Annotated in this window: 12 protein-coding genes and 2 pseudogenes; 7 read left to right on the forward strand and 7 right to left on the reverse strand. The window is 70.2% G+C overall.

The window, feature by feature from the left end; translation table 11 throughout:
• Both BST44_RS20225 and BST44_RS20230 read left to right on the forward strand, forming a co-directional pair.
• Positions 1 to 328 (forward strand): MmpS family transport accessory protein (locus tag BST44_RS20225; protein WP_083178885.1); only part of this gene is annotated, 328 nt, incomplete at its 5' end.
• On the forward strand, positions 328 to 975 hold the full coding sequence (locus tag BST44_RS20230; RefSeq protein WP_083178886.1) for a DUF2561 family protein: 648 nt from the start codon (positions 328 to 330) through the stop codon (positions 973 to 975). The genes BST44_RS20225 and BST44_RS20230, both read left to right, overlap by 1 nt.
• Positions 976 to 1,002: 27 nt before the next feature.
• Here the strand turns inward: BST44_RS20230 and BST44_RS20235 are convergent, their stop codons facing one another.
• The gene (locus BST44_RS20235; RefSeq protein WP_083178887.1) at positions 1,003 to 1,236 is read right to left on the reverse strand and encodes a hypothetical protein; all 234 of its coding nucleotides are present in this window, start codon (positions 1,234 to 1,236) and stop codon (positions 1,003 to 1,005) included.
• Between the two features lie 332 nt (positions 1,237 to 1,568).
• Between BST44_RS20235 and BST44_RS20240 the strand changes: the two genes are divergently transcribed.
• A complete protein-coding gene (locus BST44_RS20240) occupies positions 1,569 to 2,033 on the forward strand; it encodes a DUF5994 family protein (protein WP_083178888.1) in 465 nt (154 codons plus the stop codon).
• Here BST44_RS20240 and qcrB read toward each other — a convergent pair.
• From qcrB to ctaE, 5 genes and pseudogenes are all read right to left on the reverse strand, one after another.
• Positions 2,030 to 3,730, reverse strand: coding sequence for a cytochrome bc1 complex cytochrome b subunit (qcrB, locus tag BST44_RS20245; protein WP_083178889.1), 1,701 nt, complete (start codon positions 3,728 to 3,730; stop codon positions 2,030 to 2,032). The genes BST44_RS20240 and qcrB overlap by 4 nt on opposite strands.
• Positions 3,727 to 4,929: a cytochrome bc1 complex Rieske iron-sulfur subunit gene (gene qcrA / locus BST44_RS20250; RefSeq protein ID WP_083178890.1), complete on the reverse strand. Its 1,203-nt coding sequence runs from the start codon at positions 4,927 to 4,929 to the stop codon at positions 3,727 to 3,729. Before qcrA ends, qcrB begins: the two co-directional genes overlap by 4 nt.
• A gap of 3 nt (positions 4,930 to 4,932) precedes the next feature.
• Positions 4,933 to 5,037, reverse strand: a pseudogene (locus tag BST44_RS31715) (hypothetical protein); the annotation flags it as partial.
• Complete coding sequence (gene qcrC / locus BST44_RS20255; protein ID WP_439330744.1) at positions 5,036 to 5,905, reverse strand: cytochrome bc1 complex diheme cytochrome c subunit; 870 nt, start codon at positions 5,903 to 5,905, stop codon at positions 5,036 to 5,038. The gene qcrC and the pseudogene BST44_RS31715, both read right to left, overlap by 2 nt.
• 40 nt (positions 5,906 to 5,945) lie before the next feature.
• Positions 5,946 to 6,557 (reverse strand): aa3-type cytochrome oxidase subunit III, encoded by a 612-nt coding sequence (ctaE, locus tag BST44_RS20260; protein ID WP_040623608.1) that lies wholly within the window; start codon positions 6,555 to 6,557, stop codon positions 5,946 to 5,948.
• A gap of 150 nt (positions 6,558 to 6,707) precedes the next feature.
• On the opposite strand from ctaE, the gene trpD reads away from it, so the two are divergent.
• Entirely contained in the window at positions 6,708 to 7,793 is a 1,086-nt protein-coding gene (trpD, locus tag BST44_RS31015) for an anthranilate phosphoribosyltransferase (RefSeq protein WP_158086668.1), read from the forward strand.
• On the opposite strand, the pseudogene BST44_RS20270 reads toward trpD, so the two are convergent.
• Positions 7,731 to 9,578: pseudogene (locus BST44_RS20270) on the reverse strand (DEDD exonuclease domain-containing protein); the annotation flags it as partial. The gene trpD and the pseudogene BST44_RS20270 overlap by 63 nt on opposite strands.
• Before the next feature lie 168 nt (positions 9,579 to 9,746).
• Between BST44_RS20270 and BST44_RS20275 the strand changes: the two are divergent.
• The 3 genes from BST44_RS20275 (at position 9,747) to BST44_RS20285 (ending at position 12,221) form a co-directional block, all read left to right on the forward strand.
• A complete protein-coding gene (locus BST44_RS20275; protein ID WP_083178892.1) occupies positions 9,747 to 10,001 on the forward strand; it encodes a hypothetical protein in 255 nt (84 codons plus the stop codon).
• A gap of 182 nt (positions 10,002 to 10,183) precedes the next feature.
• The gene (gene ripC, locus BST44_RS20280) at positions 10,184 to 11,335 is read left to right on the forward strand and encodes a peptidoglycan hydrolase RipC (protein WP_083178893.1); all 1,152 of its coding nucleotides are present in this window, start codon (positions 10,184 to 10,186) and stop codon (positions 11,333 to 11,335) included.
• 46 nt (positions 11,336 to 11,381) lie between these two features.
• A complete protein-coding gene (locus BST44_RS20285; protein ID WP_083178930.1) occupies positions 11,382 to 12,221 on the forward strand; it encodes a hypothetical protein in 840 nt (279 codons plus the stop codon).
• The last annotated feature ends 22 nt before the right edge of the window (positions 12,222 to 12,243 follow it).

Here is a 12,243-nt window from a genome sequence, read left to right on the forward strand (position 1 = left end):
GCCCCCGGCGACGTCGACGGCCGCGGCGCCCCCGCCCCCGACCACGACACCGACCGGGCCGCGTCAGGTGACCTATTCGGTGACCGGGACCAAGGCCCCGGGCGACATCATCTCGGTGACCTACGTCGACGCGTCCGGGCGCCGGCGCACGCAGCACAACGTGTACATCCCGTGGTCGATGACCGTCACGCCGATCTCACAGTCCGACGTGGGCTCCGTCGAGGCTTCCAGCCTCTTCCGGGTCAGCCGGCTCAACTGCTCGATCACCACCAGCGACGGCACGGTCCTCTCGTCGAACACCAACGACGCCCCGCAGACGAGCTGCTGATGGTCAGCAGATATTCGGCGTACCGCCGCGTGGCGGGGGACGACACCATTTCGCCCGACGTGGTCGACCGCATCCTGATCGGGGCATGCGCCGCCGTCTGGCTGGTGCTGCTGGGGGTGAGCGTGGCCGCGGCCGTCGCCTTGGCCGACCTGGGGCGCGGCTTTCACAAGGCCGCCAGCGGCTCCCATAGCACCTCGTGGGTGTTGTATGCGGTGATCATCGTTTCCGCGCTGATCATCGCCGGGGCGATCCCGATGCTGCTCCGTGCCCGCCGGATGGCGCAGACCGAGCCGTCTGCGCGGGGGATGACCGCGCCGAACCGCCCCCCGGTGCGGCTGATGTCGCAGGCGCCGCGCACCGCGGCGGACCGCGCGCGCCAGCCGAGGGTCCAGGCGCCCGCTCAGGAGGCCGACGCGGAGTGGTCGGGGGAGGCGGTCGATCGGGTCTGGTTGCGCGGCACCGTGCTCCTGGTGACCGCGATGGGTGCGGCGCTGATCGCAGTCGCGGCGGCCACCTATCTGATGGCTGTGGGCCACGACGGGCCGTCCTGGACCGCCTACGTCGTCGCCGCCGTCATCACGGCCGGGATGCCGGCTGTCGAGTGGCTGCACGTGCGCCAGCTGCGCCGGGCCGTCGAGGCGCAATAGCCGCGCAATAGCCGCGCAGTAGCCGCGCTACGACGCCTTGGCGTACCGGCGCACCAACTCGTCCTCGCCGAAGGTGCTGGTGTGCTGCGTGCCGTTGGCGTCGCGCCCGAAGAAGGTCCAGCGCCGGGGGGTGGTCTGCGGCCCGCTGATCATCTTGACGGTGTAACGAAGTGGCGTGGGACGGACAGTGCCGATGATGTCACCGACGCGGATCTTCGAAGGATGGATCTCTGGGGCGTCGCCCCAGTCCTGTGTAGCCATTACGCCCGTCCTCATCCTGTCGGCCCCCCGCTCACCCGGACAGCGCCACGGTCAGGCCCTCGCCACTGTAGTGCACCGGCGTGGCCGGGGCAGGTCATCAGCTGTCGGGAGCGGCCGTCCGGTCACCCTGGCCGCGCCGTACGCGCACCGTTGGCGTAGCGTCGAGCGCGAGCCGTTTCGTTGTCAGCGGTGTTGCACGCGATCGAGCGGACGGCACCCACGGGCAATGCGATTCCTCCGTCCGCCCCGCGCTCGCCGGGGCGAACGACGCCGACGTGAAGGGATCCGCCAGTGGTCGTCGCGAATCTGCCCGGCCTCAGCCAGGTCCTTCGATGATCGAAGTGTTCGAACGCCGACGCCGGGCCAACCCCGTCCGGCTGTCGGTGGCCCGTGAACTCGGCCGCGCCATCGACGGCGCGTGGTGGCCGCGCGCGGATCGCATCACCAACGAACTGCCCGAGTTGGTCGCCATCCTGACCCCGTTGCTGGGAGGCATCACCGCGATCAACGTCAACTGGCCGCCGCTGCAGCGGCCGCCCGACCTGAACTGGTCGGGCTGGGAACGCAAGCGCCAGCACGTGATGACGTTCGTCGGGGACGACTCACGCATCAACCTGTTGGTCATCCCGTACGCGACCAACAGCGCGCTGGCCCTGATGGTGCTGCGCTGCGCGGCCAACCTCCCCGTCGAAGCCGGCGACCAGATGAAGCCGGCCTTCCTGACCGCCGGCTCCATCCTGCGCGCCGCCCTGCAACAGTGCGCCACCACCGCCGGCACCGAACCGGTGCGAGGCTAGTGGTGTTCGCCGTTCTTGCCGTTCGGCGAACCGACGATGCTTTCCTGGTGCTCGCGCAGCGCGGTGAGGGCGTGTTGCTCCGAGCTGTGCGCGGCCTCGCGTAGCGCCGCGTCCTCCGACGCCGGGTCGGCGAACAGGAAGCTGCCGCTGCCCGGTGAACCCGCGGAGCCCAGCTTGTTCATCCGCTTGGGCAGCGCCGTGCCCTGGTATTCCAGCGGAATCGGGTGACCGTGGTCGTCGACCGGGCCGAGCGGCTGATGCAGCTCGATGTATGCGCCGTGCGGCAGCCGCTTGATGATCCCGGTTTCGATGCCGTGTGCGAGCACCTCACGGTCGCTGCGCTGCAGCGCGATGCACCACCGGTAGGCGGCGAAGTAGACGATCGGCGGCAGGACGACCATCCCGATACGGCCGATCCACGTCGTCGCGTTCAGCGAGATGTCGAACTTCAACGCGATGATGTCGTTCATCGCGCTCAACGTCAGCACCATGTAGAACGCGATCGCCATCGCGCCGATCGCGGTGCGCACCGGCACATCCCGCGGCCGCTGCAACAGGTTGTGGTGCGCGTAGTCGCCACTGAACCGCTTCTCCAGGAAGGGGTAGATGATCAACAGGACGAAGATCAGCCCCATGAGCAGCGCCACCCAGACGGGGGCGGGGACGGTGTGGTGCCAGAAGTAGAACTCCCACGGCGGCCAGATACGGGCCAGGCCTTCCGTCCACATCATGTAGAAGTCGGGCTGCGAGCCGGCCGAGACGTGAGATGGCTTGTAGGGCCCCAGGTTCCAGATCGGGTTGATCTGCAGCAGCCCACCCATCAGACCGAGCACGCCGACGATCGCTGCGAAGAACGCGCCGGACTTGACGGCAAAGATCGGCATGACGCGCACACCGACGACGTTGTGCTCGGTGCGGCCCGGCCCCGGGAACTGGGTGTGCTTCTGGAACCACACCATCGCCAGGTGCAGACCGATCAGCGCCAGGATGATCCCGGGAAGCAGCAGGATGTGCAGGGCGTACATGCGCGGGATGATGGTGCCCACGGTGGCGCACTCGTTACCCACACCGCCGCACGGGAAGTCACCGCCGAACAACGCCCAGTGCAGCCAGGTGCCGATCACCGGCATGCCCAGCGTGATCGAGGACAGCGCCGCCCGCAGCCCGATGCCCGAGAGCAGGTCGTCGGGCAGCGAATAGCCGAAGTACCCCTCGAACATCGCCAGGATCAGCAACAGCGAACCGATGACCCAGTTGGCCTCGCGGGGCCGGCGGAACGCACCGGTGAAGAAGATGCGGGCCAGGTGCACCATGATCGACGCGGCGAAAATCAGTGCGGCCCAGTGGTGTACCTGACGGACGAACAGGCCGCCCCGCACCTCGAACGAGATGTCGAGAGTGGAAGCGAACGCCTTGGACATGTCGACGCCACGCAGCGGCTGGTAGGCGCCGTTGTAGGTCACCTCGGCCATGGACGGGTCGAAGAACAGCGTCAGGTACACGCCGGTGAGCAGCAGCACGATGAAGCTGTACATCGCGATCTCGCCCAGCAGGAACGACCAGTGGGTCGGGAAGACCTTGTTCAGCTGCCGGCGCACCGCCGCCGAGGGGTGATAGCGGGTGTCGATGTCTTCGCCCTGACGGGCCAAGACCTCACCGATCTTGGGCGGTTTCGGGGGACTCAGTTTGGGACTCATGTTGTCGTCCTCTCCCAGAATGCCGGTCCGACGGGCTCGACGAAGTCGCCGTTGGCGACCAGATACCCGTTGGTGTCGATCGTGATGGGCAGCTGCGCCAGCGCGCGCGCCGCCGGGCCGAAGATCGGCTTGGCGAAATGCAGGGCGTCGAACTGCGACTGGTGACAGGGGCACAAGATTCGGTAGGACTGCTCCTCGTACAGCGAGGCGGGGCAACCCAGGTGCGAGCAGACCTTGGTGTAGGCGAACAACTCGCCGAAGTTGAAGCTCTCCTGGCCCTGGCGCTTGACCACGCGCGGCATGTCGGACGGCCGGACCCGGATGAGCATCACGGGGTTGCGGACGCCCTGGTTGATTGCGCGGAGCTTTTCCTGCGACTCCGGGGTCGTTCCGTCACCGTCGGACTCGCGCCAGGGAAAGACGGTCTCCATGCCGCCGGCGTCGAGGTCCTCCGGGCGCATCTTGATGAACGGCGACGCGCCGGCGGAGCCGGTGGCCCGGGCCAGGAAGATGGTCTCGCCGGCGTAGCGCGGCGTCCAACCGGACGTCCACAGCACCGCCTTCTTCCCGTTGGCGGTGGGCACCACCGGTTTCCACGGGTTCTTGATCAGCCCACCGGCGAACGCCACCAGGGTGGACAGGCCGAACGCGCCCAGGCCCAGACCCAGCGACATCCCGATCACCTTGCGCCGCCGGACGGTCGAGCCGTCCAGGGCGTCGGTCAGGTTCGCCACCACCGTCTTGCGGTCGATCTCCCGGGAGGCGCCGTCGTGCCGGTCCTGGATCGAAATCTCTTCCGGGATAAACCTTTTCTGGTAGAGGATGGTGCCGACGGCGATCGACAGGATCGACATCCCGAAGGTCAGCCCGTACAGGGGGGTGGTCAGGTCGTACAGCAGGCTGCCGGGCGCGGCCTTCGGCTTGTACTCCCACGGCCAGAACAGGAACACCAGCAGCAGCGCCAGGCCGAAACCACCGCCGAGCAACAGCCACAGGGCGACCCCACGCTCGGCGCGCTTCTCGGCCTTGGTGCCCTCGACGGGCCAGCGGGGCTCTTTGACAATCGTCTCGACGCCGTCGAGCTTGCCGCCCAGCGTGACCAGTTCCTGCTGCGACATGGCGGCCAGGGCGGCCTCGTCCGGTTCGTTCGGCGCGCCGCCCTTGTCGGTGTCAGAGCCGCGAAAGTCGTCGTTCGTCATTTTGCGCCGCTCCTCTTCATCGCTTCGGCCCCCGCAAGCAGGTGGGGGTCCCCCCAACCGCAGCGCGGTGAGGGGGCCTGCCCCCACCGCATCGTCTCGGCGCGGCTCATGATGCTCGTGCCCCAATCCACAGTGCCAAACCGATGGCGGCGACCATCCCGATGATCCACGCGGCCATGCCCTCGGGTGCGGGCCCGAACCCGCCCAGGCCGTAGCCGCCGGGCTGCCGCTCCTCGGTGACCGCCTTGATGTAGCCGATGATGTCCTTCTTCGCTTCGAAGGACAGCTGGCGGTCGGAGAATTTCGGCATGTTCTGCGGGCCGGTCCGCATCGCCGCCAGGATCTGCTGCTCGTTGGCCGGCTCCAGGGACGGCGCGTACTTGCCCGACGACAGCGCCCCACCCTTGCCGGTGAAGTTGTGGCAGGAGGAGCAGTTCAGCCGGAACAGGTCACCACCGCGGCCGAGGTCGTCGCCGCGCAGCGATTTCATGGCCAGGCTGCCGTCCGGGTTGCGCACCGTGGTCGGGCCGCCGCCGTTGGCCTGCACGTACGCGCCCAGGGCGTCGACCTGCGCCTCGTCGAAGATCGGCTCCTTGCGCGGCGCCTGGGCCTCGCCCGTCATCGCGGGCATCCGGCCGGTCGACACCTGGAAGTAGACCGCCTCCTCGCCGACGCCGATCAGGCTCGGCCCGCGGTCGGCCACGCCCTGCAGGTTGGCGCCGTGGCACGACACGCACGACGTGTCGAACAACTGTTTGCCGGTCCGCAGCAGCGCCGAGGACGACTCGTCGGCGACGGCCACCTGCGGGCGCGGCGTCAGCACGGCGGCCAGCCCGCCGGCGATGGTCAGCGCGATCAGCAGCAGCAACCCGCCCGACAGGCGGCGGCGCAGCCGCCGCCGTGAGCGGTCGCTCACGGCTTTTCGCGCCTGCCCCTGTCGCGGCTTCCGGTTTCGCATGGACCCCAGTTTCTCCAACCGAGTACTCCTGTTCATTCCTTTATTCGGAGCCGCCGGCTCATCGGATGAAATAGATCACGGTGAACAGCGCGATCCACACGATGTCGACGAAATGCCAGTAATAGGAGACGACGATGCTCGCGGTGGCCTGCGCCGGGGTGAACTTGCTCATCCCGGTGCGGGCCAGCAGGAAGATGAAGGCGATCAGACCGCCGGTGACGTGCAGGCCGTGGAACCCGGTCGCCAGGTAGAACACGCTGCCGTAGGCGCTGCCGGGGATGGTGGTGCCGTGCGTCGCCAGGTGGTAGTACTCGTAGCCCTGCCCGCAAACGAAGAACAAACCCATCAGGAACGTGATCACGTACCAGCGGCGTAGCCCGAAGACGTCGCCGCGTTCGGCCGCGAACACGCCCATCTGGCAGGTGAACGACGACGCGATCAGCACGAGCGTCACCGGCACGGCCTGATAGAGATTCAATTCGGTCGGCGGCGGCGGCCACTTCCCGCCCGATTGGGCACGCGCGGTGAAGTACATCGCGAACAGGCCAGCAAAGAACATCAGCTCGCTGGAGAGCCAAACGATGGTGCCGACACTGACCATGTTGGGTCGATTCAACGAATGAACCCGCGACGTGATTGCAGTACCTGAGGTCCCTACAGCGCTGGTCACATCCGCAAGTATGACGCTTTGTAGTTGTTCAACTCCACCCGGGGCGGCATTTGATGTTTTCGCGTCGCGACCGCGCCGTGACCGGGCGACCTTCCGCGCCGGTTGGGGCGCCGGTTGGGGGAGGTGCCGCCGCCGTGGGACCATCGGCGCGTGGCTCTGTCATCTGAGGCTTCGGCGCTCGGCGGCGCCGGCGCGGCGGCACCGTCGTGGCCGCGGATCCTGGCCCGGTTGACCGACGGCCACGACCTGGCGCGCGGCCAGGCGGCCTGGGCCATGGACCAGATCATGGCCGGCGACGCGAGCCCGGCGCAGGTGGCGTCCTTCGCCGTGGCGATGAAGATGAAGGTCCCGACGTCGGCCGAGGTCAGCGAGCTGGCCGACGTCATGCTCAGCCACGCGCGCCCGATGCCCGCCATCCGCGACGACGCCGTCGACATCGTCGGGACCGGCGGCGACGGCGTCAACACCGTCAACCTGTCCACCATGGCGGCGATCGTGGTCGCGGCCGCGGGCGTGCCGGTGGTCAAGCACGGCAACCGCGCGGCGTCGTCGTTGTCCGGCGGCGCCGACACGCTAGAGGCGCTCGGGGTGCGCATCGACCTCGAACCCGACCAGGTCGCGCGGAGCCTGACCGAGGTCGGCATCGGGTTCTGCTTCGCCCCGCTGTTTCATCCGTCCTACCGGCACGCGTCGGCGGCGCGCCGGGAGATCGGCGTCCCGACGGTCTTCAATCTCCTTGGTCCGCTTACCAATCCGGCCAGGCCGCCGGCCGGGCTGATCGGCTGCGCGTTCGCCAACCTGGCCGAGGTGATGGCCGGGGTGTTCGCCGCGCGCCGGTCCAGCGTGCTGGTGGTGCACGGCGACGACGGGCTCGACGAATTGACCACGACCACCACCAGCACGATCTGGCGGGTGCAGGCCGGGACGGTGGACAAGCTGACCTTCGACCCGGCCGGATTCGGTTTTGCCCGAGCCGATCTCGGCGATCTGCTGGGCGGGGACGCGGTGGCCAACGCGGCGGAGGTGCGTGCGGTGCTCGGTGGCGCCACGGGTCCGGTCCGGGACGCCGTCGTGCTCAACGCCGCCGGGGCGATCGTCGCCCACGCCGGGCTATCCAGCCGCGCTGAATGGTTGCCGGCGTGGGAGGACGGGCTGCAGCGCGCCGGCGCGGCGATCGATTCCGGCGCCGCCGAACAGCTGCTCGCGCGATGGGTGCGGTTCAGCCAGCAGGTGTGAATCGTGTTGGGCCGCTTGCGGCGAGATCTGTTCGTAGGCCAGCCGCGCCGACCGCGCCGTGGCCGCCCACCGTGCCCACGGGCCGGCCGAGCGCAGGGGCGAAGCCCAGCCGGCGGCGTCGGGGGCGTCGTCGACGCGGACGATGCGCACCCCCGGGCCGGCCAGCCAGCGGGCGATCAGGGCGGATTCCTCCACGAGCGCTCCGCCCAGGGGCGCCGCCGTCGGCAGGATCGCTTGCGCCCCAGCCACAATCGCGTCGACCACCGGCATCGGGGGCACGCCGCGCCGTGCGGAGCCGGCCGCCGCGAGCTGGCCATGCCGAACCACGGCGAGGTGGTAGCCGCCCTCCCCGTCGGGCGCGGCGGCGATCAGCTCGGGCAGCGTGGCCAGGGCGCGCAACCGCTGGCCGCGCCAGAGAATCTCCACCGCGGTGGCGGTGCGGTCGCGCAGGCGCGCGGCGCTCTCGAAATGCCGTCGCTCGGCCAGCGCGGTCAGCTGATCGGCGGCGGCCGACAGCGCGGCGTTGTCCATCCCGTCGATCAGCGCGGCGACGCGCGCCACGGCCGCGGCGTATTGCGTGGCGGTGATGTTGCGCGCCGCGGGGCAGGGCGAGACCTCCGCCTCGGCGCAGGCCGGTCCGTGCAGGACCGTGCGTCCCAGCCGGGCCGTGCAGGTCCGCAGGCCGGTGAAGCGGGCCAGCAGGGCGGCCGTGTCGGCGGCGTCGGCGCGCGACCGGAAGGGGCCGACGGCCCGGTCGTGGCGGGGCGCTCGCACGACCGCGAGCCGCGGGAACGCCTCGTCGGTGAGCGCCACCCACCACCACCGGTGCGGGAACCTCGACCGGCGGTTATAGGGCGGGGCGTGGGCGGCCAGCAGGCGCAGCTCGCGGACACCGGCCTCCAGCGCGTGGGCGCACTCGACGTGGTCGACGGCGGTGGCCAGGTTGACCATCTCCTTCATCCGCCCGCGCGGGTCGGCGCCGGTGAAGTACTGGCCGACCCGGCGGCGCAGGTCGACGGCGGTGCCGACGTAGAGCACCTCGCCCGACGGTCCGCGAAACAGGTAGACCCCGGGCCGGCGGGGCAGCCCCTCGGCGAGGACCCGCTTGCGCCGCTGGGCCGGGGTGACGTCCGGCAGGTAGGAGCGCAGGTCGGCGTAGGTGTGTATGCCCTGGTTGCCTACCCGTTCGATCAGCGCGTGCAGCACGTCGACGGTGGCGCGGGCGTCGTCGAGGGCGCGGTGGGTGGGCTGGGTGGTGACGTTGAACAGCCGCGCCAGGGCGGCCAGCCGCACGCTGGGGGCCTCCTCACGGCTGAGCACCCGGCGGGCCAGTCGCACGGTGCACAGGACCTTCGGTCGCGGCCAGGCGATATCGCAGCGCGCCGCCGCGGCGCGCAGGAATCCGACGTCGAACCCGGCGTTGTGCGCGACCAGCACCGCGTCACCCGCGAACTCCAGGAACATGGGCAACACCGCGTCGATCCTCGGAGCGTCGGACACCATCGCGGTGGTGATGCCGGTCAGCTGTACGACCTGCGGCGGGATGCTGCGCTCCGGGTCGACCAGCGTGGCGAACTCGCCGAGCACGGCGCCGCCGCGGACCTTGACGGCCCCGATCTCGGTGATGGCGTCGGGCGGGTTGCCGCCGGTGCCTTTCGTGCGCCCGCCGGTGGTCTCCAGGTCGACCACCACGAAGGTGGTGTCGCGCAACGAGACGTCGTCGGCGGCGGCGAAGGACGACCCCAACTCGGCGAAGCTGAGCTGAGTCGCGCCACCGGCACCCATGGCCGTGACGTTAAGTCCCGCCACCGACACCCGGGTGGGTCCCACGCCGGACGGGTCCGGGGATGTCGCCGGCGAAAACGCCGCGCGGCCGGGTTGTCGGTGGCTGCGGATACGGTTCGGGGAGTCCGACCTGACGTTCGCAATGCCTGACCGAGAGGACCGATCCTGATGGCACGAAGCAGTGGGCCCGACAGCACCGGCGCGCTGGCGCCGGACGCGGGGGCGCCGGTGGTGATCGACTGTGACGACTGCGCGGTCCGCGGACCCGGCTGCCGCGACTGCGTCGTCAGCGTGTTACTCGGGGTCCCGGAAACTTTGTTGGAGGACGAATGCGCTGCATTGGCGGTGCTTGCCGATGCTGGCCTGGCACCGCGATTGCGGCTGGTGCCCATCCGCCGCGAGCGCGATTTTGGCGTGGCCTAAGATGCTTGCGTGCCAAAGGTTTACGAGGGGGTCGGCGTCGTTCACACGATAATGACAGAAATCTTTCCAATTTCTTAACCGCTCGCTTTGGACAAACGTCGATATCGTTTCGTAACCTGTTTGAGACCTAAACCAGCTCGACGGCGCATCGGTCGTCGATGGCCGTTTAAGGAAGCAAAATCTTGAGGCTTGACTCTAGATACCCGTTTGCGCGTGTCCTCACACGATCTGCCATCGGGACGCTAGCGGGCTTCACGGTGCTATCCGGTGTCCTTGCCGCGCACGTCTCTGCCGACCCGGCCGATGACGCGCTGGCGAAGCTCAACCAGCTGTCCCGCCAGGCAGAGCAGACCACCGAGGCGATGCACAGCGCGCAGCTCGACCTCAACGACAAGGTGAAGGCCCAGCGCGCGGCGGACAAGAAGCACGACGACGCCCAAGCCGCCGTCGATGCGGCCCAGGCCCACCTGGCGTCCTACCAGAGCGCCGTCAACAAGCTCGCCGCCGCGACCTACATGGGTGGTCGGGTGGACGGCATGACGGCCATGCTGACCGCGGGTTCGCCGCAAGGGCTCATCGACAAGCTGGCCATGCAGCGGCAGATGGCGACGCAGATGGCCGACCAGATGGCGAACTTCCGGGCCGCCGGCGAGCAGGCCGCCAAGGCCGAACGGGAGGCCGCCAAGTCCGCCGCCGACGCGAAGAGCGCCGCCGAGCAGGCCGCCGCGGTGCGAGCGAGCTTGCAGTCCAAGCAAAGTCAGCTGCAGGTGCAGATCGCGGTCGTCAAGTCGCAGTACGTTTCCCTGTCGCCCCAGCAGCGCACCGCGCTCGCGGACCCCGGTCCCGTCCCGGCCGGCGCCCCGGCGCCCGGGGCGCCCGCCCCGGAGGCCGCGCCGCCCGGCGCGCCCCCGCCCGCTCCGCAGGCGCCCGGTGAGGCCCCGCCTCCCGGCGGAATGCCCGGACCGTTCGGCGGCGGGTTCGGCGGCAGTGACCGCGCGACCGTCGTGCAGGCTGCGCTGACCCAGGTCGGCTCGCCCTACGTGTGGGGCGGCGCCGCGCCCGGTGGGTTCGACTGCTCCGGCCTGGTGATGTGGGCCTTCCAGCAGGCGGGTATCTCGCTGCCGCACTCCAGCCAAGCGCAGGCCGTAGGCGGCCAACCGGTGGCGCTGTCGGACCTGCAGCCCGGGGACGTGATCACCTTCTACAACGACGCATCACACAGCGGCCTCTACGTCGGTGACGGCATGGTGATCCATTCCTCCACCTACGGCCAGCCGGTGCGGGTGGTGCCGATGAATGCCGCAGGCCCGGTCCACGACGCCCGCCGCTACTAGCGGCCCCCACCCGCGGCGCCGGCGGCTGACGCCGCTGCTGGCCTGGGTGTTCGTCGTCGAGTTGATCCTCGCGGCGGCCGTGCCGCTGCAGGCCGGACACGATGGCGGGGCCCGGCCCGCGCAGCTGGTGACCCCCGCGCCGAGCCGCGTCAGCGCCGCGAACAGGTCGCTGGTCGTCGGCGATCGCACCGTGCGGCTGCTCGGACCCGGCGGCCCGGCCGGCGACCGCCTGCTGTCGCGGGTGGCGTCCGCGATCGGCGGGGCGATCAACGCCGTCGAGGCCTTCTGGGGCGCCGACTGGTCGCGCGAGATCCCGGTCGTCGCGGCCCACACGGACGAGGAGTTCCGCGCCGCCGCCGGCGGGGGACCGGCCGCGCAGTGGGCCGACATCGCGGCCGTGACGGTCGTCGACCGGGTCGACGCCGCGCACCGCGTCGCCATCGGCGAGCGGATCGTCTTCGCGCCTGGGGCCGCCAACATGACCGCGGGAGCGCTGCGAATCGTGTTGACCCACGAGCTGTTTCACTACGCCGCGCGCGTGGACACCGCCCCGGATGCGCCCCGGTGGCTGACCGAGGGCGTCGCCGATTTCGTCGCGCGTCCCACGACCCCGGTGCCCGCCGACGGGCTGCCCGTACCGCTGACGTTGCCCTCGGACGCCGACCTGGACGCGCCCGGGTCGCAGCGCTCGCTGGCGTACGACCGCGCGTGGTGGTTCGCCCGTTTCGTCGCGGACACCTATGGGGCGGCCAAGCTGCGCGACCTGTACCTGGCCGCCTGCGGCCCCGGGCGCACCGACGTGCCCACCGCCGTCCACGACGTCCTGGCCACCGAGGTGCCCGGCCTGCTGGTGCGCTGGCACGAGTGGCTGACCCACGCGCGCTGACGGATGCCCCGCACGGACCACC

Source organism: Mycobacterium scrofulaceum, assembly GCF_002086735.1.
Lineage (GTDB): Bacteria > Actinomycetota > Actinomycetes > Mycobacteriales > Mycobacteriaceae > Mycobacterium > Mycobacterium scrofulaceum.

Excerpts from the sequence above, each read along its gene's own strand:
- BST44_RS20230 (WP_083178886.1), top strand. The coding sequence starts at position 328 with ATGGTCAGCAGATATTCGGCGTACCGCCGCGTGGCGGGGGACGACACC.
- BST44_RS20235 (WP_083178887.1), bottom strand. The coding sequence starts at position 1,236 with ATGGCTACACAGGACTGGGGCGACGCCCCAGAGATCCATCCTTCGAAG.
- BST44_RS20240 (WP_083178888.1), top strand. The coding sequence starts at position 1,569 with ATGATCGAAGTGTTCGAACGCCGACGCCGGGCCAACCCCGTCCGGCTG.
- qcrB (WP_083178889.1), bottom strand. The coding sequence starts at position 3,730 with ATGAGTCCCAAACTGAGTCCCCCGAAACCGCCCAAGATCGGTGAGGTC.
- qcrA (WP_083178890.1), bottom strand. The coding sequence starts at position 4,929 with ATGACGAACGACGACTTTCGCGGCTCTGACACCGACAAGGGCGGCGCG.
- BST44_RS20275 (WP_083178892.1), top strand. The coding sequence starts at position 9,747 with ATGGCACGAAGCAGTGGGCCCGACAGCACCGGCGCGCTGGCGCCGGAC.